This window comes from Pseudomonas sp. GW823-FHT02C02 (assembly GCF_058797635.1).
Window position 1 is genome coordinate 378,516 of sequence record NZ_JBXAJV010000002.1, and the last position, 25,021, is coordinate 403,536.

Consider the following 25,021-nt stretch of genomic DNA (forward strand, 5'->3'; position numbering starts at 1 on the left):
CTTGTCAGTCAGGCATTCCCACGCCTGCACTTGATGGTGGTTGTGCGCAGGGCGCCTTCGGGCGCGCCGGCTTTGCTAGCTTCCCCGGTCTGCTAACCTGCGTACAGCTGCCTCCCTCTCGTTTAGCAGCAAGAAGGTTGGCGCTCAATTTGAGAAGCGAGCTTATGTTCAAAATTACACCCAACCCACCCGACACCGATCCAGTGTCCCCCTACGAACCCGATTCAAAAAAACTCAACGAAGCCGCCGAACGCGCCCTCGATTTCCACTTCCCATCAAGCGCCGATATCAAAGCCACCCCGCGTACCTCCAGCAAACTGTTTTCCGTGGACCCGGAGGCCACAGCCGAAACCCTGGCGGTTTTTTTGGTCGAGACGTTGGCGTCGGTCGACGTGATGGTCCATCAGTTGGTGGATCATCTGGAGGGGGAGTCGCGCTATGCCTTGCTGGGCATTTCAAACAGCATCATGGTGGCGGAGATCACGGCGAACCGGGTGTTGGATAGGGTTGAGCCGTCTAAGTAGTTGCTGACCTGTGGTGAGGGGGATTGCTTGCACTGGGTGGCGAGGCGGCCTTAACAGATGGGCCTGCTGCGCAGGCCAGCGGGAGCAAGCTCCCTCGCCACAGGTTGTTTGTTGTTTGTAATATTTGTGTTTGTAAAAACGGGACGCTTGGCGTCCCGTTTTTTAGGGGGGTGGTATCAGCCTCCGGCGCGTTTATTTAACGCCTCTGCCGCTGCAGCGATTCCAGCCTGGTGCCTGCGCGAGCCAGCAGTCAAGCAGCGGCAAGCCCGCCATCAATCAGGTAGATCGCAAAGGAGAACGTCACGATCGACAGCACGGTGCTGACCAGAATGGAGGTCGCGGCTTCGCTTTGATAGGCGCCGGTCTGGTTCGCAAACATCGCCGGGATCGTCGCCGATGGAAGGGCGCAAAGCAGGATCATCTGTTGTGCGTACAGGCCATGAGTGCCGAGCAGTACCGTGGCGCCGAACATTAACACCGGGTGAATGAGCAGCTTGAGCCCAAGGTTGCCCCAGACTTCACCGGACATTTTCAGTTTCTCCGACGACATGATCAGTCCCAGGCACAGCAGGGATACACCGGGCGTGGCCTTGCCGAGAAGGGTGAAAGACTCCGCCGCAAGCGCAGGCAACTCGACCTGCAGCACGGACAGTAGAATCCCCAGGGCCGGCGCCCACATCAGGGGACGACGTACCGCCCCTGAAAGGCTCGACAAAAACGCCTGGCCGCCACTGGCCTTTCCATCGGCGATGGTGAGCAACATGGTCGTCAGCGGGATCATCACCAGGCTCGCGACCAGGTTGAGTACCAGCACCGAGTAGATGCTGCCCGCGCCGAACATTGCACCCAGGATAGGGATGCCCATGAAGGCGGCGTCTGGATAACCGTTCACGAAGCCCTTGAGCGTTGCCACCTTGAGATCGCGAGTGCTGAACCAGCCGATTGCCAGCGCTATCGTGTACATGCCCATGATGCCGATGAATGTGGCCACGATGAACTTGAAGTCGAAGAGCTGTTCACGGGGCGTGCTCGCCATCCCGACAAAAAGCAGCGCCGGGAATATCCAGCCCAGCACCAGGCGGCTGATCAGCAGGCTGTCCGAATGGGTCAGCCGTCCGCGCTTGCCGGCGATATAGCCCAGCGCGATCACAAAGGCGACGGGCAAGATGGGTCCTACGATCCTGTCTAACATGTCATCAATCCTCGTATTTATTTTTATCAAGAATGTCGTCATGGCTGATCGAGGCCGACACGTCGGCGTCGATCAACGTTGCAATGAGCCAGCGGCTTATGGGGTCAAGGTTTGAAGCGGTAATCCCGGATGACGTCCTGGTCAGGCTCGATGCCGAGTCCCGGCCCTTGCGGTACGTCGATGCGTCCGTTACGCGGGATGATGGCGTCGCCATAGAGTTGCGCTTCGAGGTCGAAGTAACGCCATTCGACCAGTGACTTGGCGCCGCCCAGGGCTGCACTTCCATGCACCGCCGCCAGCAGGCCGGGGCCGTCATAAAAGGCGTGGACCATCACGGTGACGCCATGGGCGTTGGCCAGTGCATAGACTTTTTGCAGTTCGGTGATGCCGCCCATTTTGGCGGGGCTTGGCTGCACGAAATCCACCGCGCCGGCCTCAAGCAGGTGCTGGAAGTCCATGAGCGTCGAGGCATTTTCGCCAGCCGCAACCGGGATGCCGCCGTGCGCGCGCACCCTTGCCAGCCCTGAATAGTCTTCCGGCGGCCACACCGGTTCTTCGATCCAGCGCAGGTTCAACGGGCGAAGTTTCTCGGTCATGTCCAGCGCTTCGCGCACCGTCCACGGAGCGTTGACGTCGAGGGTGATTTCCACGCCGGGGCCAGCGGCTTCGCACGCAGCGCGGATGACGTCGATATCCACTTCGTGCAGCTTGAGGTGGCGGAAACCGCTGTTGACTGCGCGCTGCACATTGACGCGGATGAGTTCGGGGTCTGCATACCGGATCAGGCTTGCGTACGCCGCAAGAGACGTGGCCTCACTGCCGCCCAGCAACTGGTAAATCGGTTTTTCGGCGGCTTTGCCCGCGATATCCCACAGCGCGATGTCAATCGCCGAGAGGCCATAGATGAACGCGCCGCTGCGACCGAAAACGTGAAACTTCCTCTGCAGATCGCCCTGTAATTTCTCCCGTCGAGTGACATCGCTGCCAATCAGTTCAGGCGCAAGGATGGTGTCGATCACCACTTTTACCGCCGGGATTGCGGTGAAGCCGAAGGTTTCGCCCCAGCCAACGATCCCGTCGTCGGTGGTGATCTTGACCACGAGAGAGTCGACCATTTGCAGGTCTTTCGGCCCCCAGACCCCGCCGGCCGATGGGCCGCCCGTGGTGAAGGGAATACGAAGCGGAATGGTTTCAATGCTGGCAATTTTCATAGGATTGCGCCTCAAGCGGGTTGCGAAGCTGACACGGCAATTTTTTATTCGTCCGTGTCAGGTTGAGGGCAACGTACATCACATCCTGTTGTCCTTCAACAGAACAACTGCGGCATTTCAGCAGGCTTTAACCTATTTATTAGATAAGTCCTTGTTTTAACTTGATTAAATGTTTGATGTGTTTTGCGAATTTCAGTTTCAACTGTCAGGAACAAGTCTTCTGATGTAGATTAAGTAGACAAGTGAGGGGAGAAAAAAGAATGAGTGAAATGAATGTGCAACCCGTAACCCGCCGACCTCATCTGGCCGAGCACATCGCCCGCTCGCTGAGCGATGAGATTGCTTCCGGGCGGCTGCGGCCGGGAGACCGTTTGCCCACTGAACAGTTTCTCTCGCAGAACTTCGGCGTCAGCCGCAACGTGGTGCGCGAGGGCATCGCCACGCTGCGGGCGCAGGGGCTGATTCAGTCTCGCCAGGGCGTAGGCGTCTTCGTCTCCGCCGCCTCCCAAGCGTCAGAGCCTTTGGCACCGCAGGCGAGTGCGCCGATTCTGGACGGTGACAACACCATCCGAAACATGTTTGAAGTGAGGGCCGTCCTGGAAAGCCAGGCCGCCGCACTCACCGCCTCGCACATGACCCCAGCCAAGTTGAAAGTCATTCAGGCCGCGGTCCTGCGCATGCAATACGAAGGCGAACCGACCCTGGAAACAGTCAACGCCGACCTCGATTTTCACAGGGCCGTTGCGGCAGCGTCGGGCAACGACTATCTCGAGACGATGATTCGCACAGTGCTCGAGCCAATGCGCGCACTGATCACCATGAACTTCGCGCGGCGCGGCCCGGTGTTCAGCAACATTCCTCACGCGGCGCGCGGGGAGCATGAAGAACTCGTGCAGGCTTTTATCGATCGAAATGCGACGGCGGCACGCCAGATCATGGGGGAACATATCGTCAACGCAGCCTCGCGATTCGGCTACGAGATCACATTTTTCTGATGGTTTGAGCCGAGCGGATCTTGTTTCGTTGTTCTACAACCTGGTCAGGTTGTTCCTTTGGCCTTCCGAGCATCTCGAACGCGTCTGTTCCATCAGGAGAGAAGGCGAGGCAATAGGGATGACTTGTCTCTGGTCAGGCACTCGGCACTCCCGTATCAGACGCAAACATCGGCAAGCGCTGCAACATCCAGTTCAGTAGCTCTTGAGCAGGGGCGGCCAACGGTCGGCCGGATTTCACCAACAGTTTTGCTTCAACCCCAAGAAACAACGGATGGTCGATCGATACCGCCGCCAGGCTGCCGTTGGCGATTTCCCGATAGGCCGCGAATTCGCCGAGCAACGAAGCAAAACCGCCGTCCTCCACCATGCGCTTGAGCGCCGCGAGGGAGTTGCTGACGAGTACCGGGCGGATCTCGATTTTCTCGGCATACTCGAGCATCTTGATCGCATGACCGATACCGAACGTCGTGGGTGTCAGGACCAGTTGGCAGGCGAGGATATCCTCGACGGTTGCCGCCGCGCCCCGCGATGCCAACGGATGATCCGGGCGAACCAGCAGCATCACCGGTTGCGAAAACGTCGCGCGGTAGTCGATGTGCGGATGCGGCGGCGGATTGTACGCAAGGCCGATGTGCGCACGGTTTTCGGCGACTTCGTTGAGAACATCGTCGACGGGCAGAATGTCCAGCCGCACATCAAGCTTGGGGTACTGCTTGCAGAACGGCGCGAGCACGTTGTCGACCAACGCATCGACATAGCCCTCGCTGATGACGACGCGCACATGGCCTTGCTGCAGGCCCTTGATCGCTTGCAACTGATCTTCGAGTTTCTCCTGGTGCGATCGATAGCCGCGCCAGAACTCCAGCAAGTGCGCCGCGGCCTCGGTGGGCTGAACGCCGCGTGCCTGGCGCTCGAATAGTTTGGCGCCGATTTCCTCTTCCAGCAGCTTGATCTGGCGCGTGATCACCGAGGGCGACGTGTTGATGTTGTCGGCCGCGCCACGAATCGATCCGTGAGTCAGCACCTCATGAAAATACCGAAGCCGTTGTTGATTGATTTCGCGCATGCCGGGAACTCTCTCCAGAGATGTTGCGTTGCCTGTAGAGCAACACTACACGAACTTAGTTGCTCTTGCTGGTCATGAGGTGCCGGTGCAACATTCTCTGACACGAACTCGGACCAACAAGAATAACGGGAGATTCGCATGTCAATTCTTCAGGCGCCGGCACGAAGTGATGCCATTTCAGCCCTATACCGCAAGCTCAACTGGCGGCTGCTGCCGCTGCTGTTCATCTGTTACGTATTTGCGTATCTGGACCGGATCAACGTCGGCTTTGCCAAACTGCAGATGCAAAATGACCTTGGGCTTTCCGATGCGGCCTATGGCGCGGGCGCCGGTATTTTCTTTCTGGGGTACGTATTGTTCGAGTTGCCGAGCAACCTGATGCTGCCGAAGGTCGGCGCGAGGAAAACCTTCAGCCGTATTCTGGTGTGTTGGGGCATCACCTCGGCCTGCATGTTGTTCGTGCGCAACGTGCCGATGTTTTACGCCATGCGCTTTCTGCTGGGTGTGTTCGAAGCCGGTTTTGCACCGGGCATGATTTATTACCTGTCCTGCTGGTACGGTCCCAAGCGTATGGCGCGGGCCATTGCGATCGTGTTTATCGCCGGCCCCATTGGCGGCATTGTGGGCGGCCCACTGTCTGCGTGGTTGATCACCACGTTCGAAGGCGTTGGTGGTCTGGCCGGCTGGCAGTGGATGTTTTTGATTGAAGGCTTGCCGTGCGTTTTCCTCGGTGTGCTGACTTTTTTCATCCTTTCCAATCGACCCGCTGAGGCGCGCTGGCTGAGCCAGGAAGAAAAGGCCTTGCTGGCCAGTGAGCTGGGTGAATCGACCGGGCGCGTCCATTCGTTCCGTGCAGTGTTGCGCGACCCGAAAATCTACATTCTCGCCAGCGCCTATTTCTGCATCATCTTCTCGATCTACGCCATGAGTTTCTGGCTGCCGGCAATCCTCAAGGCCCAGGGCGTCAACGACACCATGCAACTGGGTTGGTACGCCGCGATTCCCTATGTCGCCGCCGCTTGCGGCATGTACTGGATAGGGCGCCGGTCGGACCGTGTCGGTGAAAGACGCTATCACTGCGCAGTGCCGGCGGGGATCGGCGCGATCCTGCTCCTTATGTACCCTTTTGCCGACGGCAACCTGATGGCCGCGCTGGCACTGCTGACCGTGGCAACCGCCATGATGTTCATGGCCTACACCGTGTTGTGGGCGATGCCCTCCGAACACATCAAGGGCGAGGCGGCGGCAGGGGGCATTGCCTTGATTAATACCATCGGTCTTTCCGGCGGCTTCTGGGGGCCGGCCATAATCGGCTGGGCAAAAACCGCAACCGGCAGCGCGAATCTTGGCGTCGTTATCGTGGGTTGCGTATTTTTGTGCGCAGCATTGGTGATCCTGTCGACCAAGCCGAAAACGCGTGACGGCGCGATTCCGGAATACAGTGCGGGTTGATCTGTTGCCACCCGCGTCCTTTGTCATGTTCCGCAAGGAACCCTTTAAAAGAGAGAACTCAAATGCTTTTACACCTGTCGACCTGGGCCGAGATCGGCCAATTTCTTCAACGCAGCCGCACCATCGTGATCCCGATTGGTTCGAATGAACAACACGGTCCTACCGGTCTTCTGGGGACCGACTGGATGTGCCCGGAAATCATTGCCGGTGAAGCGCAAAAAAACGCAGACATCCTGATTGCACCGACCTTCAATATCGGCATGGCCCAGCACCATCTTGGGTTCCCTGGAACCATCTCGCTGCGTCCGTCGACCTTCATTGCGGCCATTGGCGATTGGGTGCGCTCGCTGGCCGCTCACGGGTTTGAAAAAATCCTCTTCCTCAATGGCCACGGTGGCAACGTTGCATCGATTGAGGCGGCGTTCTCTGAGCTCTACGCCGAAGCCAGCTTCGCTCGACGCCCAGCAGGGTTCGCGCTCAAGTTGTGCAATTGGTGGGACCTTGAGGGGGTAGGGGAGCTTGCGCGCGAGCAGTTTCCTACGGGGCACGGCGTTCATGCCACGCCGTCCGAGATTGCGGTCACACAATGGGCCTACCCGGATTCGATCAAACCGGCTGAATACTCGCCGCAGATCGCCCCTTGGGGCCCGATCCGCGAAGCGATGGACTTCCGCGCACGCCACCCCGATGGCCGCATGGGTTCGGACCCGGCGCTGGCGACGCCAGACAAAGGTCGTGAACTGGTCATGCTGGCAGCACAGAGCCTGGTGCGGGAGCTGGACGCTTTCAGCCGCGAATCAATGCCTGGCTGAACAATCACAGTCTTTTCAATTGGCCAACGCCCGGTATTTCCGGGCGTTGGCACGTCCTGTTTGAGGAAATCCCTACGATCGTTGATACGGAGGGTTATCCATGCCCCGGAGTTTTCACCGAGAAAATTTCAACCACAGGCCTAGCACTTCAGCGACAGCAAGCTCCAACTATTGATTACCCAGTGTAATAAGTGAAATTCAATTCAGGGGCTCTATCACTCTCTGCTCTAGTAATAAGATGGCGCCAACAAACCATTGCTACTGGAGAATCGCGTGAAAAAAACCATTATTGCCGCCCTGCTAACCGCTGCCGCTAACTATGCCAACGCCGGCACGGTATTGGTTGTACTGTCGGATCAGGCTCAACTGGACCTGAAAGACGGCAAAGTCATGCAAACAGGCTTCTTCCTGAACGAATTAATGCAACCGGTGCAGACCTTCATCGAGGCGGGTCAAACCGTCGTATTTGCCACCCCTAGCGGCAAGGCGCCAACCGCAGACCAGAAATCCAATGATGTGAGCTTCTGGGGCGGCGATGAAAAGGCCCGTCAGGAAAGTCTTGCGCTGCTGGACACGCTGAAGCTGACCTCGAAGAGCGGCTCGCCGGCAATCAGCTTCGCGCAGGTTCAGAAAATCGGCTACGACAAGTTCGATGCCGTATTCGTGCCTGGCGGTCATATCCCGATGCAGGATCTGCTGAAGGACAAGCAACTGGGCCAACTGCTGACCAACTTCCACGAAAAAGGCAAGATCACCGGCTTCACCTGCCATGGCACCATAGCCATGTTGTCGGCGATCCCGGATGCGCACGGTTTTGTCTCCGCACTGGAATCGGGCAAACAGCCGGCAGCGCCAGCCAATTGGATTTACAAGGGCTACAAAGTCACCGCCTTCACCGACGCGGAAGAGGAGCAGGCCAAAGGTTTCCTCGGCGGCGGCCATATGAAACTGTTCCCGCAGGATGGCCTGACGGCAGCCGGTGCTAACTTCTCCGAAGCCAAGCCATGGAGCGAGAACGTGATCGAAGATCGCGAAGTCATTTCCGGCCAGAACCCACAGTCGGCCAAGGCAGTCGCCGTGGCCATGGTGGCGAAACTGAAGTAATCCTGGGCGGCCGTTCCGGGCAAACCGGGCCGTAGGTGCTGGGGTCGATCTGCATTGGCTCCAGCGCCACCGTCTATCCCGACACGCTGCACGCTAATGTGTCGGAAGACGATACCCGCACATTTCGTCCAAGCCCAAAGGCGGCTCGTAATGCCCTCGTTTAGAGATTTACCGCCCGATAGTTGTTGTTCCCGCCTTCCAATGCCCTGCATCAAAGGCGGTAACCGCATTCGATCCAACACAACCCCATCCCATCCGCCGCGTTAATAGAAAGCCTCACCGCGTAGAGCATTCAGAACGAGCGAGAAGGCTGGAGTTGGCAAACGACGGCTTGGGTAGTACAGGTGATAACCCGGGAATAAAGGGCACCAGTCTTCCAGTACCCGCACCAAGCGGCCCTCTTCAATGTGCGGTGCAAATTCTTCCTCCGGTAAGTATGCGATGCCCAAACCGTTAACTGCCGCTGCCGGGACATGTGCGCTGGTATTCACAATGACCTGGCCCACGACACGCACGTTGATCTTTCGACCACGCTTTTCGAATTCCCAGGCGTCAACTCCGCCAAGGGTTGGATAGCGTATGTCGATGCATGTGTGATTCACCAGATCCTGCGGTTTCTTGGGCATGCTGTTGCGTGCGAAATACGAAGGCGATGCCACCGCAGCCATTCGTACTTCAGGTCCGATAGGCGCGGCGATCATATCTTTATCGACGGTGTCGCCGAATCTGATGCCCGCATCGAAGCGATCAGCAACGATGTCCCGGAAGCCATAGTTGATATCAAACTCAACCTTGATATCGGGGTATTCGAGGAGCAAAGGCGTGAGTCGCGGAAGGAGAATTGTCTTCAGGACAAAATCACCGCAAGTAATGCGCACCGTGCCCGCCGGCTTGTCACGAAGCTCGGTCAAAGCATCCAGTTCGGCCTCGATCTCGTCAAAACGATGACCAATGGCTTGCATCAGGCGTTCCCCCGCGCTCGTCGGCGAAACGCTGCGAGTGGTACGCGTCAGTAGGCGAATTTTCAGGCGCTTTTCAAGCCCGGAAACAGTCTGGCTCAGGGCGGATTGCGTGACACCCAAGAGGGCGGCCGCTCGGGTGAAGCTGCCTTCCCTGGCGACCGTCACAAAGGCCAGAAGGTCGTTCAAATTATGTCGTGGCATCGGAGCCTGCCTATCGCAATTGATTAGCTGTGCTTATAACTTCAACAAGCTTTCATTAGATTATCAAGCACTGCGTATTCCCAGAGAATAGGGCAAGCCTCACCTGTGGTCACAGGCAGAGCCCACACGATCCGCTGATCCAGGCCCGGCAACCATGTCGATCAGCACCTATTCACTGATGGGAGCAGCACATGAGAAAACTCGTTATCTTGCTCGGCCTTCTGATGGCGTCGCTCTCTGCACTGGGAGCCGACATGTCTAACGGAGCCAATAATTTTTACAAAAGTGAGAAGGTCACGATGACGAAGGTGACCTTCAACAATCAGTACCAGATGAAAACTGCAGGGAATCTGTTTGTTCCTAAAGATTTGAAACCAGGCAGCAAAAGCGCAGCGATCATCGTTGGCCATCCCATGGGCGCGGTCAAAGAGCAGAGTTCGAACCTGTATGCCCAGAAACTGGCGGAGCAAGGTTTCGTGACCCTTGCCATCGACCTGTCGTTCTGGGGCGAAAGTGATGGGCAACCGCGCAACGCGGTCTCGTCAGAAATTTATGCTGAGGACTTCAGTGCCGCTGTTGATTACCTTGGCACACAGACGTTCATTGATCGGAACCGGATTGGTGTCCTGGGCATTTGCGGTAGCGGCAGCTTTGTCATCAGCGCTGCCAAGATCGACCCTCGGATGAAGGCCATTGCCACGGTCAGCATGTACGACATGGGCGCGGCCAATCGAAATGGCCTGAAGCATTCCGTCACTGTCGAGCAGAGGAAACAAGCGATCGCCGCTGCTGCCGAGCAGCGCTATGTCGAGTTCATCGGGGGCGAAACCCAGTACACCAGCGGAACTGTCCACGAGCTGACGGACAAGTCCAACGCTATCGAGCGCGAGTTCTACGATTTTTACCGCACGCCACGCGGTGAGTTCACCCCCCAAGGCCAGTCGCCGTTACTGACCACTCACCCGACGCTGGCCAGCAATACCAAGTTCATGAATTTCTATCCGTTCAACGATATCGAGACGATCTCGCCACGTCCGATGCTGTTTATCGCCGGTGAAAACGCTCACTCCCGTGAGTTCAGTGAAGAGGCCTATCGTCTGGCTGGTCAACCCAAAGAGCTTGTCATCATTCCAGGTGCGGGCCACGTGGATCTCTATGATCGGGTCGATCTTATCCCGTTTGCCAAGCTGACCTCGTTCTTCCAAACCAACCTTAAGTGACACTGATCGTTGGGCTATCAGGCCATGCGCTCTCAACAGGCGTTGGCGCTTTACGTATTGAAGGAAATCAGATGAGCAGCACTGCCTTACCTATTCAAGCCGCGAGCCGACAGGTATGGGGCGCCGTCCTGGCGATGTCGCTGTGCGCCTTTGCGTTGGTGACATCGGAGTTTCTGCCGGTGAGCTTGCTCACACCGATTGCGACGGATCTCGCGCTGACAGAGGGGCAGGCCGGACAAGCGATTTCAATTTCCGGCCTCTTCGCGGTCGTCACCAGCCTTTTCATCTCTTCAGTCATTCGCCAGCTCGACCGAAGACCCGTTTTACTTTTCCTGACGGCCTTGATGATTGCCTCTGGCACGCTCGTCGCTTTTGCCCCGAACTACTCGACACTGATGGTGGGTCGAGCCATTTTGGGGATCGCCATTGGTGGCAGTTGGTCAATGTCGACCGCCGTCATGATACGGATTGCTCCCGAAAGTTTTGTGCCTAAAGCCATCGCTTTGATTCAGGGCGGTACCGCACTCGCCACTGCAGTCGCAGCCCCCATTGGCAGTTTCATGGGCGGGCTGATCGGCTGGCGAGGTGCATTCTTCTGCGTGGTTCCGCTTGCCGCTCTGGCGCTCTGTTGGCAAGCATTCACGCTGCCGAAAATGCCTGGGCAAATTGAGTCTGGATCTGCACTTGATGTGTTTCGGCTGTTAGGTAGCGCCAACGTCTCGCTGGGCATGGCCGCAGTGGCATTTTTGTTTATGGGGCAGTTCGCGTTATTCACCTATCTGCGTCCGTTTCTAGAGTCGGTGACCCGCGTTGATGTGTCTGGACTGTCACTGCTATTGCTGATTATCGGAATGGCCGGATTGGTGGGCACCATGGTGATCGGCCCGGTGTTGAACAGAAGCCTTAATCGAGTGCTGATGATCATTCCAGTGCTGATGTCGGGGATTGCTGTGGCTCTACTCGTCTTCGGCAACTCGATGTGGGCGACAGCCGTTTTGCTGGGTGTGTGGGGCCTGATTGCTACGTGCGCGCCTGTGGGCTGGTTCACATGGCTATCACGCACGCTTCCCCGTGATGCCGAAACCGGAGGCGGTTTGATGGTGGCGGTTATTCAGTTGGCTATCACACTCGGCGCGACGCTGGGTGGGCTGCTTTATGACGGAGCTGGCTACCAGGCTACGTTCATCGCGAGTGGAGTATTTCTTCTGGTGGCTGCCGTGCTTGCACTGTTCGTATCACGATCGGATCTGCCCCCGTTGCGATGACAATGCCGCTGTTGCGTGGGGGGAAGTGTGAGAGGAAAAAAAGGGAGGAAAAAAGGAAAAAAGGGGACGGATTTATTTTTCCATCGAACGCCCGGTAGATCCGGGCGTTGGCACATCTGCTTGAAGGCATCCCATCACTGAACGCTTTTCCCGTCGCTGCATTGATTTTTGTCAGAAATGCCAATGCCATCTGGTGTTAGCGTTTTGATGAACAATGGCTACGGCCTTGCCCTGATATGGCTCATTACAACCGTGGTTGACTCAATGGTGCCCCAGAGAACAAAGGAGCGGACATGTCTCGCAACAAGCAGAGTCCTATCAAAGGTACGTTGAAGGACGCAAAAGGCATGGAGAACGATGAACCGATATTTCGCTCGCGCAAAGAACGACTGGAAGCAGGTGAGCGTTTATCCGAGAGCGTGCCGCACGCACTTCACGCCGTTTGGAAGCCGAAGCGTAAACACCGCGACCCGATTGAAATCCTGGAAGCGTCTAACCGATATCGCCTGCCCAATCTGATTCCGGTTCGCTACGGGCGCATGTTACGCAGCCCGTTTACCTTTTTGCGTGGCTCTGCCGGGGTGATGGCTCATGACTTGGCTAATACGCCGAACACAGGCATTCAAGTCCAAGCCTGCGGGGATTGTCATCTTTTGAACTTCGGACTTTTTGCCACTCCTGAACGCAACCTGATTTTTGACATTAACGATTTCGACGAAACGCTTCCAGCCCCCTGGGAATGGGATGTAAAACGCCTCGCAATCAGTTTCGTCGTGGCTGCCCGTGACAACCGGCTCAGCGACAAAGACGCCCAGGCGATAGCGGTTCAGTGTGTTCGTGCTTACCGCGAGCGCCTGCGCAAACTGTCTAAGATGAGCCCGCTGGACGTCTGGTATGACCGCCTGGACGCTCAAACGATCATCGACATGGCCCCCAACGCCAAAATCAAAAAGAACCGAGTTCAGCTGATTGCCAAGGCCAAAGCACGCATCGGCGAATACCTTTATCCGACAATCAGCAGCGTAGTAGCGGGACGTCGACGCCTGCTCGATCAGCCACCGATACTGTTTCATATCTATGAAAAGGACTTTGCACAACGTGTGCAGGTGGCGCTGCAAGACTATCGATTATCGCTACCGCTTGAACGGCGTGTGCTGTTCGATCGTTACCGTCTCGAAGACTTTGTCGTCAAGGCTGTCGGGATCGGAAGCGTCGGCACCTATTGTTTTGTCGGCCTGTTCTTTTCTGCTGAAAATCACCCGTTGCTCCTTCAATTCAAGGAAGCCTGTCCTTCGGTGTTGGCTCCTTTTGCGGGCAAGAGTGACTTTGAGAATCAAGGTGAGCGCGTGGTCACCGGGCAACGCCTGATGCAGGCCTCCAGCGATATTTTCCTGGGCTGGACACAGGGGGAAAATGGCCGGCATTTCTTCGTACGGCAGTTGCGAGACATGAAAATGGCGGCCCCTGTCGAAGGCGCGACGGTCGATCAAATGAAGCTGTATGCCGAGTTATGCGGGCTCACCCTGGCCCGTGCCCACGCCAAATCCGGGGATGCTGCGCTCATCAGCGGCTATTTGGGCAAGTCGGACACCTTCGATCTGGCTATTGGCGAATTTGCCCAGAGCTACGCCAAGCAAAACGCGAAAGACCATGCCTCGTTGGTGGCCGCTGAAAAATCGGGGCGCATCAAAGTGTTGAGAGAAGAAGACTTATGAAACCGATCCAGTGCGCAGTCATTACCTCGCGTGCTGAACCCGATTGCCCAGTGCAACAGAACAATACGTTGTGAGGCAAGGTCATGGATCACGATCTTTCAACGGCGAAGACCAGGCTATTGCCGGGCCGTACTCGTCAAGTAGCGCTCTTCTTCGTTGCCTGCTGCGTGACCGGGTGCACAACGATGGGACCGAACTCGATTCAGCGTGACCGTACAGATTACAGTGCAGTTATTGCCTCGACCTGGAAAGAACAGACACTGCTCAATATCGTCAAATTACGCTACGCAGATGCGCCCGTGTTCCTCGAGGTTTCCTCGGTCATTGCCTCCAGCGCGATGCAGAGCCAGGTCACCCTCGCAGCGAGTTGGTATTCTGGACTTCCCAGCGATGGAAACAGCCAGGCCATAGGGGCTTCCGGGGTGTACACGGATCGACCGACGATCAGCTACACCCCGCTTTCCGGGGAGAGATTCTCTCGCTATTTACTGCAGCCCCTATCGCCGGCTGCCGTGTTCTCCCTGATTCAGGCCGGCTATCCTATTGATCGCGTCCTGCAATTGACCACCAGCGCCGTTAATGGTGTCTATAACCGATCCACATCCCCCTCGCGTTTTCGAGCAGCAGATCCGCGTTTCTACGAGTTACTGGAGGCCTTCAGACGGATCCAGCGCTCTGAGTCGCTGGGGATGCGCATCAATCAACGAAGCAACGATGAAAGCATGCTCGTCCTGATCTCGCGGGACGTCTCCGACGACATCGAGAAAGATCGCCGAAAGGTGCGCGAACTCCTTCACTTGAGCCCCGATGCCAGCGAGCTGAATCTAAAGTTCGGCATGGTGCAGCAGGATGATACCGAGGTCGTGCTACTCACTCGTTCCATGTCGGAAATCTTCGTGGAGCTGGCCGCTACCATCGAGGTTCCACCTGCCCATGTGCAAGAAGGCCGTGCAAACCCGGCGCCTGTCGCGCCTGAGCATCCAAGCCCATGGGACGAACCATTAGTGCGCATTCACTCAAGCAGGGAGCGGCCAATCGATGCCTATGCAGCCGTTCGCTATCGCGACTATTGGTTCTGGATCGATGACCGTGACATGAAATCCAAATCGGAGTTCTTGTTTATTCTTGTCCTGTTTTCGCTGGCCGAAACGGGCGTGGCGCCACAGACGCCTGTGATCACCGTGCCCGCAAACTGAGTGACTGGGGGGGTAGCCTCAAGCCGCTTTTCCATAACGATGGTGCGCTCAGCCCCATGGAACTCGTCGCGGATGTTCTGATAACCCAACGCAGCGTAAAACTCCTCTGCTGTAATCGACGACGGTACCCGCACAGCGCCAACACACTTCGGGATTGCTGCCTGGGAACAGGCTCAGGCGGTAGTGGCTTTGTGGGCGTTGTCGAAGCTATCAGTGCCTGTAGGAAGTGAATGTCAGTTCATTAAACAACTCCTGATCTATCTGTTTTATGGTGGTGGTATCAGTCTCCGAAACGTTTGTTCAGCGCCTCTTCCGCCGCAGCGATTTCGGCCTGACGCCTGATGATCACGTCGCCCACCGGCGGCCCCTGGAAGCGGCGGGCTTCAAAACCGAACCAGACAATCGCCGTCAGCACCAGAAAGCCGATGGTGATATACAGCGCCCAATCGTTCGGTGGCTGGATGCCGATGATGAAGATGATCACCATCGAGAGGATCGAGAGGAGGGCGAACACGGTGAACCAGAAGCGTCCCATGTTCCACGGTCCCATGGTTGGCCACCTCGAGGTCCCGTAGGTGAACAGGCCGAGCACGATAGGGATGATGAAGGAGAAGAACAGGAAGATCACCGTGCAAGACACGACGATGGTGTAGACCGGTGTTTCACCGATTGAGATCACCGACGAGCCCCAGACGAACAACACCGCGAGGGTGGCGCCGGTCCAGATTGCCGCCACCGGGCTGCGCAGGGTTGGCGAGACCGATGACAATGCTCTGGAGAAGGGCAGGCCTCCGTCGCGGGAGAAGGCGAAGATCATGCGCGAGACCGAGGTCACGGTCGCCAGTCCGCAGAGGAATTGCGAGATGAAAATGGCCACGTACAGCGCCGTTTTTACCGTCGGGTTCACTTGCGTGTCCATCGCCCAGAAAAACACGGTCCAGCCATGCTTCGCCGCTTCGTCCATGCTCGGCAGCATCAGCACGAACGAGCTGAGCATCACCCAGCCGAACAGCATCGACCAGACCACCGACATGACCATGCCCCGTGGCACGGACAGGGCGGCATTGCGGGTTTCTTCGGAGGTGTGCGCGGAGGCGTCATAACCGGTGATGGTGTAGATCGGCAAGAGCAGGCCGAGCATGAAGATCCAGCCGTTCGAGACCTGCGGCCAGACGTTGCCGCCTGCTTCGCCGGAGTAGTTGCTGAAGGTCCATAACCGGGCAAACTCATAACTGGGCGCCGAGATCAGGCAGACGATGGTCAGCGCCAGTGCAGTGGCGAAGATCAGATAGCCCGAGAAATCGGTGAGCTTCGCGGTCAGGCCAATCCCCAGGTGGTTAAACAAGGCCTGCAACCCCGTGAGGATCGCCAGGAAAATCATCCGTGTCGTGATGGTGTCTTCCATCCCCAATGCGGGTCCGAAAGCACCAAAAAAGAAGTAGTAAGTGCCGACGTTGATCGCGCCGAGTACGGTCACCAGCCCCAACAAGTTGAACCAGGCCGTCAGCCACCCGGTAAAGCGGTTCCCGAGAATCGAGCCCCAGTGATAGAGGCCGCCAGCGGTTGGGTAGGCTGATGAGATCTGCGCCATGGCCATGGCGAAGACTCCGGAGATCAGGCAACCGATCGGCCAGCCGATGCCGATGGACGCACCACCCGCGCCCGAGGTGCCCTGGGCGAGTGAGTTGATGCCACCCGAGAGGATGCAGATGATCGAAAAGGAAATGGCAAAGTTGGAGAAAACGCCCATTCGTCGCGAGAGTTGCTGGGCATAGCCCATGCTGTGCAGCACCTTGACGTCATCGTCGTGCGACGCGTTGGTGCCGGCTTGGCTTGCTGGCTTCATGTTGTGTGCCCCTTCAGGTTTTGATACGCATCCATCCGTGTCCCGGATGGGCTGGCTTTCAACCCCTTGTCGTACTGCTCCTTTTCCAACCGGTACACCCTGTCCATGCCCGATGTCTGGACAGACAACTGCTCTAGATACGGCCGTGATAAGCCGCGTCGAAAATGCTTGCCGCGCCAGCCCGGGTCAATGGCAGCGGGTTACCGCCAGCAGAGGGGTCGACAATGGCCATGTCCGCGATCAGGTCGGCCTGTTGGTCATCCACGCCCAACTCGATCAGCGTGTGCGGCACGCCGATGTCTTTGCGCAGTTTGAGGATGAAGGCCAGAAAGCTGTCGAAGCCGGGCGAGGGCAGGCGCAGATAAGCCGCCAGGCGCGTGATGCGTTCTTCGATGGCGGGGCGATTGAATTGCAGTACGTAGGGCATGAAGGTGGCGTTGGTCATGCCGTGATGGGTGTCGTACAGCGCGCCGACCGGATGCGAGAGGGCGTGCATGCCGCCCAGGCCTTTCTGGAATGCGGTGGCGCCCATCGCGGCGGCGGCGAGCATTTGCGCGCGCGCATCGAGATCGGACGGGGTGTGGACAGCCCGCACCAGCGCGTTGGCCACCAAGCGGATGCCTTCCACTGCGATGCCATCGGCCAGCGGGTGAAAACCAGGCGCGCAGTAGGCTTCCAGGCAGTGCGCCAAGGCGTCCATGCCGGTGCCGGCGGTGACTTTGGCCGGCATGCCGACGGTCAGGGCCGGGTCGCTGATGACCACGCGCGGCATCATTTTCGGGTGGAAGATGATGCGTTTGGTGTGGGTGCGTTCATCGATAATCACCGCTGCGCGGCCGACTTCCGAACCGGTGCCCGCCGTCGTCGGCACCGCGATAACCGGAGCGATTTGGCTCTCGTTGGCGCGTGTCCAGTAGTCGCCGATGTCTTCGAAATCCCAGACCGGCCGGGTCTGGCCGCTCATGAAAGCGATGAGCTTGCCCATGTCCAGGCCGCTGCCGCCGCCAAAAGCCACCACGCCATCGTGTTTGCCGGCGCGCCAGGCATCGAGTCCGCCTGCGAGGTTGGCTTCGACAGGATTGGGCTTGAGGTCGCAAAACAGCGCGACGCCGAGGCCGGCGGCACGCAAGGAATCCAAAGCCGCCGTGGTGATCGGCGCGCGCCCCAGGCCGCTGTCGGTGACCAGCAACGGTCGCTGGATACCCTGGCTGCGACAGACCTCGGCCAGTTCGCCGATGCGACCGACACCGAAGCGGATGCTCGTGGGGTAGTTCCAGTTTCCGGTCAGGCTCATGGCTCAGATCTCATGGCGCAAATGGAAGGATTTTGCTCGGGTCAGATGCTCGTAGCCCAGGCGCGATAGCGTCACGCCGCGACCGCTGTTCTTGACACCGGTCCAGGCCAGGGCCGGGTCCAGGTAATCGCAGCGGTTCATGAACACGGTGCCGGTGTCGATCGCGTTGCCCAAGCGTTCGGCGGCGGCGAGGTCCTGAGTCCAGACGGAAGCGCTGAGCCCGAACTCGCTGTCGTTCATCAAGGCAATGGCCTGGTCATTGCTGGTCACCGGCATGATGCCGACCACTGGACCAAAACTTTCTTCGCGCATCACCGACATGTGATGGCTGACATCGACCAGCACCTGGGGCGCGAGGTAGGCGCTGCCGGGTGCGTCGAGGGGAAAGGCCTTCGGATCGATCAGCGCTGTTGCGCCCTTGGCCAGCGCATCGGCGATTTGCCCGCGCACAAATTCAGCCGCGCCCGGATTGACCAGCGGACCGAGTGTGGTGGCTTCGTCCAATGGATTGCCCAGTACGTATTGATTCGTCAGCGCGACGAATCGCTCGACAAACGCCGGGTAGATTTTTTCATCGACATAAATGCGCTCGACGGCACAGCAGCTTTGCCCGGAGTTGAAGAAGCTGCCGTCCACCAGGTTTTCCACCGCGTGGTCGAGGTTGGCGTCTGCGCGGACGTAGGCCGGGTCCTTGCCGCCGAGTTCCAGGCCCAGGCCGAGGAAGTGGCCTGACGCTGCGCTTTCCATCGTTTTGCCACCGCCGACCGAGCCGGTGAAGTTCACCTGCTGCACGCGGCCAGAGGCAATGATTGCGGCGGTCTGGTCATGATTGAGCAGCAGGTTATGGAACAGGCCTTCGGGCAGATTGGCGCGGCGAAACGCTTCGGCGAACCGTTCGCCCACCAGCAGCGTTTGTGAGGCGTGTTTGAGGATGACGCTGTTGCCGGCCATCAGTGCCGGAATGATCGTATTCACTGCCGTCAGATAGGGGTAATTCCAAGGAGCGACGACCAGCACCGTACCCATCGGCTCGCGCTTGATACAGCGGCGGAAACCGGCGACAGGCGTGGGTTCAATGGCTGCCAACGCTTCGGGTGCAATGGCGATCATATGCCGGGCGCGCTCTTCGAAACCGCGCAGTTCGCCCGCGCCAAAGCGCACGGGGCGGCCCATTTGCCAGGCCAGTTCCGGGACGATTTCGTCCTTCATGGCCAGCATCGCGTCAACGGCGGCACCGCAAAAGTCGGCGCGCTCGTTCAGCGGTCGGTGCTTCCATTGCGCCTGGGCCGCTGCGGCAGCCGCCAGCGCCTGCTCGATCTGCGCAGCATCGGCGCAGCGACGTTCGGCATAGACCCGGCCATCGACCGGTGAAATGAGTTGAATCGTTGCAGTCATGATGGCGGTCTCAATAGCGCTCGAAACCGCGCTGCAATTCCCAGTCGGTGATGCGCCGGTCGTACTCTTTCTGCTCCCACTCGGCGGTGTGCACGTAGTGGTCGATCACTTCATCACCGAATGCCTCGCGCAACATGGTGGAGCCCTGAAGGGCGGCGCAGGCTTCGCGCAGTGTCTTCGACACTTCAGGCAAGTGTTCGTCAACGTAGGCATCGCCTTCAAAGGGCGGCGTGAGGTTGAGCTTCTCGTCGATACCGGCCAGCCCCGCAGCGATCAACGCGGCAAAGGCCAGATAAGGGTTGAGGTCGGCGCCGCCGATGCGGCATTCGATGCGGATGGATTTGCTGCTTTCTGCACACAGACGAAAGCCTGCGGTGCGATTGTCGCGGCTCCAGACCGCACGGGTCGGCGCAAAGGTGCCGGCCTGAAAGCGCTTGTAGGAGTTGATGTACGGCGCGAGAAAGCAGGTGATGTCGTTGGCGTATTTAAGCTGCCCGGCCACCCAGGCACGCATCAACTTCGACATGCCGAACTCGGCCTTGGCATCGAAAAACAGCGGCTTCTTGGCGTTTTTGTCCCACAGCGAATTGTGAATGTGGCTGCTGGACCCGGCGGCGTCATACCGCCACTTGGCCATGAACGTGATCGCCTTGCCTTGCAGCTGCGCGATCTCTTTGCAGGCGTGCTTGATGATGACGTGGTGGTCCGCCATCGTCAGCGCATCGGCGTAACGAATGTTGATCTCTTCCTGGCCCGGGCCCCATTCACCCTTGGAGTTTTCCACGGGAATGCCGGACGCTTGCAGATGCTTGCGAATCGCCCGCAGCACCGGCTCCTCGCGGGTGGTCTGGAGGATGTTGTAATCCTCGATGTAGTGGCCGGCGGTTTTTGGCTTGTGGTAGTTGCGCTCGTGGATGGCCTCGTAGCTTTCGTCGAACAGATAGAACTCCAGTTCCGAGGCGAACATGCCGGTGTAGCCGCGTTCGCGCAGTCGCTCGATCTGCTTTTTCAGAATCGCCCGCGGGCTGTGCGGCAGGTCCCGCCGATGGTGGTGATCAAGGACATCACACAGTACCAGCGCCGTGCATTCCAGCCAGGGCACCCGCCGCAAGGTCGACATGTCGGGTTTGAGGACGAAGTCGCCGTAGCCTTTGCTCCAACTGGCGGCGGCGTAACCCGGCACGGGTTCCATGTCGATGTCGTCGGCCAGCAGGTAATTGCAGCAGTGGGTTTCTTCGTGGCCGCTGTCGATGAAAAACTCGACCTGGAATCGCTTGCCGACCAGTCGGCCTTGCATGTCGACCATGCAAACCAGAACAGTATCAATCTCGCCGGAGGCGGCAGCACGTTTGAGTTGATCAAAACTGAGGAGGGGCTCGGTCATCACGTAGTCCTGCGTGAATAGGTTGGGCCTGTCTGAAATAGCTGTTGCAGACGCTCTCCAGAACAACCCCAAACCTGCAGACGCGAGCATCGTGTGCAATAAGCTGCTCTAAGCTTAGCTTACGGTTGCTGAACGCAAGTTTTGTTGATCGACGCCGGGTAGAGGCCATTGCCGTGCATGCCCTCGGTGCAGGCTAATTCACTGCCGACCAGAGTTGGCGGTACGCGGCCACCAGTTGGTCAAGGGTGAAGGCGAGATTTCGCCCGCTCGGGTTGGGCAGGACCCAGACCTGGGCATTACCAAAGGTGTGTGCCTGAAGCCCCCAGGCAATGGTTCGCTGGCCGGATAGCGCGCTGTACGCCGACTTGCCGAGAAACGCGACGTAGCGTGGCGCATAGCGAGCGATCTTCTGTTCAAAACTCGCGGCGGCGGCGGTGAATTCGTGCAGGGATAACTGATCCGCCCGCGCCGTGGGCCGATCCACCACGGCGGTTAATCCGCAGTGATAATTCAAGATCGTTCGGTCGTTTTCCGGGCGCACCTCCTCCGGCGTGAAGCCTGCCAGATGGAGCGTGCGCCAGAAACGATTGTTTCGTCCGGCAAAGTGGTGCCCTTGAGCGGCGGCCGTCATGCCCGGGTTGATGCCGCAGAAAATCACCGCCAGATGTTCCGCCAGGATGTCTTCAAGTCCTTCACGCACCGCACATCACCCCGACCGCATTGCGTGCCAGTTCCGTCAATTCCTCTCGGGATTTGCCTGCCCGCGCGCGTATCGAAATGCTGTGCAGCAAGGAAGACGCGAGGACGGCGAGGGCGGCGGCGTCGACGTCGGCTTTCAGTTCGCCGGAATCAATGGCCGTGCGCAGGCGTGTTTCCAGATCGGCATCGAGCCTGCTGAGCCGGTCGGAAAGCACTTCACGAATTTCCGCATCCTCGACCGCTTCGGTGGTCGCCGTGCCAATCGCAAAACAGCCGCGCGGTTGGCCGTCACCCGAGAAGTAGATCGATAGCTGCCCCTCGTAAAAACGCATCAAGGCATCGCGCAGGGGCAGGGTGGTGTCCGTCAGCGCTTCATGCATCGCCGCCGCAGCAAATTCCCAATATTGCTCAAGCGCTTTTATGTAGAGCGCGTGTTTGTCGCCGAATGCGGCATAGAGGCTGGGGCGATTCATGCCCGCTGCCGTGGCGATGCTGTCCAGCGAAGCGCCGGAATAGCCGGTGCTCCAGAACACACCAAGCGCTTGCTGCAGCGCAGTCTGCGGGTCGTACGCGCGAGGGCGGCCGCGACCTTTTCCTTCGGTAATCTTTTTTTGTGCCATGTCGTATAAAAACCTTGATGGAGGGTGGGCGTGGGGATATTCTTACACCATCGCACAAAATTAAGGAACCAGAAATTCCTTGGTTTACGGTTTGTTGAAGCGGAACTCGAACTGAGTGTTGCGGCGACGAAACAGGTGCGGCGGAGCGATCCTCCAGTCCGTGCTCGGGCTTGATTCCTCACAGCAACTATTGACGTCGGGGCCGCCGCATTGTTTGCCGGCCCGATGTCCCGGTGAAAGGTGTATTCGATCATGACTAAACAGTTCGACATCCCGGCTTCGCAGAGCTTCGAGCACCCCGCGCCGAACCTTGGCGATACGCCTATCAAGAAACCCTTCAAACAGAAACTGCGGCCGTTGCTGATCATCGGGCTGCCGCTGATTGTCGCCGCGGTTGGCTATGCCCACCATCAAGCGGGCGCGGCGATTGTTTCGACCGATAACGCCTACGCCCGAGTGGCCAAGGCATCGATCAATGCGCGGATTTCCGGGCAAGTGGTCGAGATCGCCGTCGAGGACAATCAGCGCGTACACAAAGGCCAGGTGCTGTTCCGCATCGATCCGAAACCGTTGCAGATTGCCGTCAACCGTGCAGAAGCACAGATCAGCGTGGCGCGCCTGCGGATCGATGGACTCAAGGCCAACTACCGGCAGCAGCAGGCTGAGCTGCAATCGGCGAAAGAGTCCGCCGATTTCGATCAACGTGAATTTGCCCGGAAAAAGGCGCTGGTCGCGACCGAGTTCGTCTCGCGCGCCATTTACGAGCGCGCCGACACGGACCTTAAAGTCGCCCGCCAACGGGTCACGTCAATCGAGCAACAGATCGCCAGCACCGTCGTGGCCTTGAACGGCAATCCAGACATCGACGTTAATGCCCACCCGACGGTTCGCGAAGCCAAGGCTCAGCTCGACGAAGCGCAGCTCTACCTGTCGTACGCGACGGTGTATGCGCCGGATGACGGCATCGTCGCCAAGGTCGACGATCTGCAGGTCGGCAACTTCGTCAACAACGGCGCGCCAGCCTTTGCCCTGCTGTCCGAACGCGATATCTGGGTGGAAGCCAACTTCCGCGAAACCGATGTCACTCACATGCGTCCTGGCCAGGAAGCGACGGTCAGTATCGACACCTACCCCGATCACGTATTCAAGGCCCACGTGACCAGCATGAGCCCGGGCGCCGGCTCAGACTTCGCCTTGCTGCCGCCGGAAAATGCCACCGGCAACTGGGTCAAGGTCGTGCAGCGTGTACCGGTGCGGCTCGAACTCGATCAGACCGACCCCACATTGCCGCTGTTCTCGGGCACCAGCGCCACGGTCAAGATCGATACCGGCTACCGCACGCCGTGGTGGCATCCGCTCAAGGCTTTGCTGACCGCAGGTAACTTCTGATGAACGCTCATCTTGCCGGACCTCAAGGTGCGGGAACGTTAAGGTTCGCTGCGTTGCTTGCAACGTATATGCAGTCGGCGAACCTGCCACTTCCCAATGCCGTGCTCAGGTTGATTCAGGGCAGCCTGTCGATGACCGACGATCAGGCGGGCTGGATCTTCACCTCGTACCTCGCCGCGAGCGCCATCACCCTGCCGATCGCGCAGTGGCTCGCCGGGCGATTTGGCCTGAAGCGGGTGTACCAAGCCGCGCTGGCGTTTTTCGTCCTCGGCTTGCTGCTTGCCACCCAGGCCACGACGCCCTTGGAGTTCGTCGGTGCCCGCATTATTCAGGGCCTGGCGAGTGGGGTGCTGGCACCGCTGTCAATGGCGATTTCGCTGGAGACATTGCCCCTTGAGAAGCGCGCGAAGTTTGGCGCGACCTGGACGGCCATCGTGCTGTTCGGCATCGTCAGTGGCCCGAGCATCGGTGGCTGGATCGGTGAACATTTCGGCTGGCGGCCGATGTTTTATCTCAGCCTCCCGTTGTCGGCGTTTATCGGCCTGGTGATGACGTTGTTGCTGGCTGAAAAGAAAGCCGAGAAACGGCCGACGTTCGATTTCTTTGGTTTTGGCAGCTTCACGCTGGGGTTGATCAGCCTGCAAATGCTCCTCGATCGCGGTGAACGCCTCGACTGGTTTGCCTCGACCGAGATCTGGCTGGAAGCAATCGGCTGTGCATTGGGGTTCTACCTGTTTGCGGTGCATGTGCTGACCACGAAGGTGCATTTCCTCAATAAGCGTTTGTTCAACGACCGCAACTTCGTGCTGTCGACGATCATCTTTTTCGCCGTCGGTTTCGTGCTGTTGTCGACCATGGCGCTGACCTCGCCAATGCTCGACGAGATTCTCGGCTACCCGCCGGACACCACCGGTTCCTTGACCATCCCCCGGGGTATCGGGCTGGTCGGTGCGTTCCTGCTGATGGGGCGTGTGCCTGAGCGTTTCGACCGTCGGCTGTTCGTGGCGGCAGGGGTTGGCGTGGTGATCTATGCCAACTGGCTGATGCTCGGTTATTCGCCGTTGATGGACTGGTCGCCCGTGGCGGTGGCCGGTGCGATCCAGGGGATTGGCATCGGCATCTTGATGCCGTCGCTGACCAACGTTGCGTTCAGCACGCTCGATCCGACGCTACGTCCTGAAGGCACCGGTCTGTTCAATCTGTCCCGTGTGTACGGCAGCACTTTGGGCGTGGCGATTGTGCAGTTGTATTTCTTCAACAACACACAAGCGATGCACCTGGCGCTGGCGAGCAACCTGACCCCGTACCGCGTCGGCCCGATGTCCCTGCAAGCCTTGGCTGGCCTCAACGAAATGATCACCGGCCAAGCGGCGTTTATCGCGGTGGTCGACCAATTCAAGATTTTGATGGTGGCGATGCTGGTGGTGAGCCCACTGGTTGTCTTTCTTCGCAAGCCCGTTCCGACCAACTAGTTTTCGT

21 protein-coding genes and 1 pseudogene are annotated in these 25,021 nt (G+C 58.5%); 11 read left to right on the forward strand and 11 right to left on the reverse strand.

Annotation, left to right across the window (positions count from 1 at the left end; translation table 11 throughout):
* Positions 1 to 164: 164 nt before the first annotated feature.
* Positions 165 to 524 carry a DUF6124 family protein gene (locus tag AC1ROI_RS04430; RefSeq protein ID WP_010458984.1) on the forward strand — a complete coding sequence of 120 codons (360 nt, stop codon included), beginning with the start codon at positions 165 to 167 and terminating at the stop codon, positions 522 to 524.
* 250 nt (positions 525 to 774) lie between these two features.
* Here the strand turns inward: AC1ROI_RS04430 and AC1ROI_RS04435 are convergent, their stop codons facing one another.
* Entirely contained in the window at positions 775 to 1,758 is a 984-nt protein-coding gene (locus AC1ROI_RS04435) for an AEC family transporter (RefSeq protein WP_224795470.1), read from the reverse strand.
* 62 nt (positions 1,759 to 1,820) lie between these two features.
* Positions 1,821 to 2,927 carry a mandelate racemase/muconate lactonizing enzyme family protein gene (locus AC1ROI_RS04440; protein ID WP_083377142.1) on the reverse strand — a complete coding sequence of 369 codons (1,107 nt, stop codon included), beginning with the start codon at positions 2,925 to 2,927 and terminating at the stop codon, positions 1,821 to 1,823.
* Positions 2,928 to 3,187: 260 nt separating this feature from the next.
* On the opposite strand from AC1ROI_RS04440, the gene AC1ROI_RS04445 reads away from it, so the two are divergent.
* Positions 3,188 to 3,922 (forward strand): FadR/GntR family transcriptional regulator, encoded by a 735-nt coding sequence (locus AC1ROI_RS04445; RefSeq protein ID WP_102593327.1) that lies wholly within the window; start codon positions 3,188 to 3,190, stop codon positions 3,920 to 3,922.
* Positions 3,923 to 4,055: 133 nt separating this feature from the next.
* On the opposite strand, the gene AC1ROI_RS04450 is transcribed toward AC1ROI_RS04445, so the two are convergent.
* The gene (locus AC1ROI_RS04450; protein ID WP_083377141.1) at positions 4,056 to 4,988 is read right to left on the reverse strand and encodes a LysR family transcriptional regulator; all 933 of its coding nucleotides are present in this window, start codon (positions 4,986 to 4,988) and stop codon (positions 4,056 to 4,058) included.
* Between the two features lie 138 nt (positions 4,989 to 5,126).
* On the opposite strand from AC1ROI_RS04450, the gene AC1ROI_RS04455 reads away from it, so the two are divergent.
* The 3 genes from AC1ROI_RS04455 (at position 5,127) to AC1ROI_RS04465 (ending at position 8,356) form a co-directional block, all read left to right on the forward strand.
* Positions 5,127 to 6,440, forward strand: a complete 1,314-nt coding sequence (locus AC1ROI_RS04455; RefSeq protein WP_077748771.1) for an MFS transporter — start codon at positions 5,127 to 5,129, stop codon at positions 6,438 to 6,440.
* A gap of 62 nt (positions 6,441 to 6,502) precedes the next feature.
* Complete coding sequence (locus AC1ROI_RS04460) at positions 6,503 to 7,252, forward strand: creatininase family protein (protein WP_102593328.1); 750 nt, start codon at positions 6,503 to 6,505, stop codon at positions 7,250 to 7,252.
* 273 nt (positions 7,253 to 7,525) lie between these two features.
* Positions 7,526 to 8,356, forward strand: a complete 831-nt coding sequence (locus tag AC1ROI_RS04465) for a type 1 glutamine amidotransferase domain-containing protein (protein WP_083377140.1) — start codon at positions 7,526 to 7,528, stop codon at positions 8,354 to 8,356.
* A gap of 263 nt (positions 8,357 to 8,619) precedes the next feature.
* On the opposite strand, the gene AC1ROI_RS04470 is transcribed toward AC1ROI_RS04465, so the two are convergent.
* Entirely contained in the window at positions 8,620 to 9,519 is a 900-nt protein-coding gene (locus tag AC1ROI_RS04470; protein WP_010459000.1) for a LysR family transcriptional regulator, read from the reverse strand.
* Positions 9,520 to 9,710: 191 nt separating this feature from the next.
* On the opposite strand from AC1ROI_RS04470, the gene AC1ROI_RS04475 reads away from it, so the two are divergent.
* From AC1ROI_RS04475 to AC1ROI_RS04490, 4 genes are all read left to right on the forward strand, one after another.
* Entirely contained in the window at positions 9,711 to 10,739 is a 1,029-nt protein-coding gene (locus AC1ROI_RS04475) for an alpha/beta hydrolase (protein ID WP_102593329.1), read from the forward strand.
* 71 nt (positions 10,740 to 10,810) lie between these two features.
* The gene (locus AC1ROI_RS04480; RefSeq protein WP_102593330.1) at positions 10,811 to 12,004 is read left to right on the forward strand and encodes an MFS transporter; all 1,194 of its coding nucleotides are present in this window, start codon (positions 10,811 to 10,813) and stop codon (positions 12,002 to 12,004) included.
* A gap of 539 nt (positions 12,005 to 12,543) precedes the next feature.
* On the forward strand, positions 12,544 to 13,719 hold the full coding sequence (locus tag AC1ROI_RS04485) for a DUF2252 domain-containing protein (RefSeq protein ID WP_306461189.1): 1,176 nt from the start codon (positions 12,544 to 12,546) through the stop codon (positions 13,717 to 13,719).
* Between the two features lie 83 nt (positions 13,720 to 13,802).
* Positions 13,803 to 14,915, forward strand: coding sequence for a hypothetical protein (locus AC1ROI_RS04490; protein WP_102593331.1), 1,113 nt, complete (start codon positions 13,803 to 13,805; stop codon positions 14,913 to 14,915).
* A gap of 20 nt (positions 14,916 to 14,935) precedes the next feature.
* Here the strand turns inward: AC1ROI_RS04490 and AC1ROI_RS04495 are convergent.
* From AC1ROI_RS04495 to AC1ROI_RS04525, 7 genes and pseudogenes are all read right to left on the reverse strand, one after another.
* Positions 14,936 to 15,058, reverse strand: a pseudogene (locus AC1ROI_RS04495) (GNAT family N-acetyltransferase); the annotation flags it as partial.
* Positions 15,059 to 15,195: 137 nt separating this feature from the next.
* Entirely contained in the window at positions 15,196 to 16,761 is a 1,566-nt protein-coding gene (locus AC1ROI_RS04500; RefSeq protein ID WP_102593332.1) for an amino acid permease, read from the reverse strand.
* Between the two features lie 133 nt (positions 16,762 to 16,894).
* Positions 16,895 to 18,055 (reverse strand): iron-containing alcohol dehydrogenase, encoded by a 1,161-nt coding sequence (locus tag AC1ROI_RS04505; RefSeq protein ID WP_102593333.1) that lies wholly within the window; start codon positions 18,053 to 18,055, stop codon positions 16,895 to 16,897.
* Between the two features lie 3 nt (positions 18,056 to 18,058).
* On the reverse strand, positions 18,059 to 19,450 hold the full coding sequence (locus tag AC1ROI_RS04510; RefSeq protein ID WP_102593334.1) for an aldehyde dehydrogenase family protein: 1,392 nt from the start codon (positions 19,448 to 19,450) through the stop codon (positions 18,059 to 18,061).
* Between the two features lie 10 nt (positions 19,451 to 19,460).
* Positions 19,461 to 20,834: a glutamine synthetase family protein gene (locus AC1ROI_RS04515; RefSeq protein WP_010459015.1), complete on the reverse strand. Its 1,374-nt coding sequence runs from the start codon at positions 20,832 to 20,834 to the stop codon at positions 19,461 to 19,463.
* A gap of 193 nt (positions 20,835 to 21,027) precedes the next feature.
* Positions 21,028 to 21,534: a G/U mismatch-specific DNA glycosylase gene (gene mug, locus AC1ROI_RS04520; protein ID WP_010459017.1), complete on the reverse strand. Its 507-nt coding sequence runs from the start codon at positions 21,532 to 21,534 to the stop codon at positions 21,028 to 21,030.
* Positions 21,527 to 22,153, reverse strand: a complete 627-nt coding sequence (locus AC1ROI_RS04525) for a TetR/AcrR family transcriptional regulator (RefSeq protein WP_102593335.1) — start codon at positions 22,151 to 22,153, stop codon at positions 21,527 to 21,529. Before AC1ROI_RS04525 ends, mug begins: the two co-directional genes overlap by 8 nt.
* A gap of 252 nt (positions 22,154 to 22,405) precedes the next feature.
* On the opposite strand from AC1ROI_RS04525, the gene AC1ROI_RS04530 reads away from it, so the two are divergent.
* The gene (locus AC1ROI_RS04530; RefSeq protein WP_083377133.1) at positions 22,406 to 23,542 is read left to right on the forward strand and encodes an HlyD family secretion protein; all 1,137 of its coding nucleotides are present in this window, start codon (positions 22,406 to 22,408) and stop codon (positions 23,540 to 23,542) included.
* On the forward strand, positions 23,542 to 25,014 hold the full coding sequence (locus AC1ROI_RS04535; protein ID WP_102599594.1) for a DHA2 family efflux MFS transporter permease subunit: 1,473 nt from the start codon (positions 23,542 to 23,544) through the stop codon (positions 25,012 to 25,014). Before AC1ROI_RS04530 ends, AC1ROI_RS04535 begins: the two co-directional genes overlap by 1 nt.
* Positions 25,015 to 25,021: the final 7 nt, after the last annotated feature.

What these genes read in the sequence shown, in the direction of transcription:
- AC1ROI_RS04485 (WP_306461189.1), top strand. Translation starts at nt 12,544, where the DNA reads ATGTTACGCAGCCCGTTTACCTTTTTGCGTGGCTCTGCCGGGGTGATG.
- AC1ROI_RS04510 (WP_102593334.1), bottom strand. Translation starts at nt 19,450, where the DNA reads ATGACTGCAACGATTCAACTCATTTCACCGGTCGATGGCCGGGTCTAT.
- AC1ROI_RS04445 (WP_102593327.1), top strand. Translation starts at nt 3,188, where the DNA reads ATGAGTGAAATGAATGTGCAACCCGTAACCCGCCGACCTCATCTGGCC.
- AC1ROI_RS04525 (WP_102593335.1), bottom strand. Translation starts at nt 22,153, where the DNA reads ATGGCACAAAAAAAGATTACCGAAGGAAAAGGTCGCGGCCGCCCTCGC.
- AC1ROI_RS04475 (WP_102593329.1), top strand. Translation starts at nt 9,711, where the DNA reads ATGAGAAAACTCGTTATCTTGCTCGGCCTTCTGATGGCGTCGCTCTCT.
- AC1ROI_RS04535 (WP_102599594.1), top strand. Translation starts at nt 23,542, where the DNA reads ATGAACGCTCATCTTGCCGGACCTCAAGGTGCGGGAACGTTAAGGTTC.
- AC1ROI_RS04435 (WP_224795470.1), bottom strand. Translation starts at nt 1,758, where the DNA reads ATGACGACATTCTTGATAAAAATAAATACGAGGATTGATGACATGTTA.
- AC1ROI_RS04430 (WP_010458984.1), top strand. Translation starts at nt 165, where the DNA reads ATGTTCAAAATTACACCCAACCCACCCGACACCGATCCAGTGTCCCCC.
- AC1ROI_RS04440 (WP_083377142.1), bottom strand. Translation starts at nt 2,927, where the DNA reads ATGAAAATTGCCAGCATTGAAACCATTCCGCTTCGTATTCCCTTCACC.
- AC1ROI_RS04480 (WP_102593330.1), top strand. Translation starts at nt 10,811, where the DNA reads ATGAGCAGCACTGCCTTACCTATTCAAGCCGCGAGCCGACAGGTATGG.
- AC1ROI_RS04530 (WP_083377133.1), top strand. Translation starts at nt 22,406, where the DNA reads ATGACTAAACAGTTCGACATCCCGGCTTCGCAGAGCTTCGAGCACCCC.
- AC1ROI_RS04505 (WP_102593333.1), bottom strand. Translation starts at nt 18,055, where the DNA reads ATGAGCCTGACCGGAAACTGGAACTACCCCACGAGCATCCGCTTCGGT.
- AC1ROI_RS04455 (WP_077748771.1), top strand. Translation starts at nt 5,127, where the DNA reads ATGTCAATTCTTCAGGCGCCGGCACGAAGTGATGCCATTTCAGCCCTA.
- AC1ROI_RS04450 (WP_083377141.1), bottom strand. Translation starts at nt 4,988, where the DNA reads ATGCGCGAAATCAATCAACAACGGCTTCGGTATTTTCATGAGGTGCTG.
- AC1ROI_RS04490 (WP_102593331.1), top strand. Translation starts at nt 13,803, where the DNA reads ATGGATCACGATCTTTCAACGGCGAAGACCAGGCTATTGCCGGGCCGT.
- AC1ROI_RS04515 (WP_010459015.1), bottom strand. Translation starts at nt 20,834, where the DNA reads ATGACCGAGCCCCTCCTCAGTTTTGATCAACTCAAACGTGCTGCCGCC.
- AC1ROI_RS04470 (WP_010459000.1), bottom strand. Translation starts at nt 9,519, where the DNA reads ATGCCACGACATAATTTGAACGACCTTCTGGCCTTTGTGACGGTCGCC.
- AC1ROI_RS04460 (WP_102593328.1), top strand. Translation starts at nt 6,503, where the DNA reads ATGCTTTTACACCTGTCGACCTGGGCCGAGATCGGCCAATTTCTTCAA.
- AC1ROI_RS04500 (WP_102593332.1), bottom strand. Translation starts at nt 16,761, where the DNA reads ATGAAGCCAGCAAGCCAAGCCGGCACCAACGCGTCGCACGACGATGAC.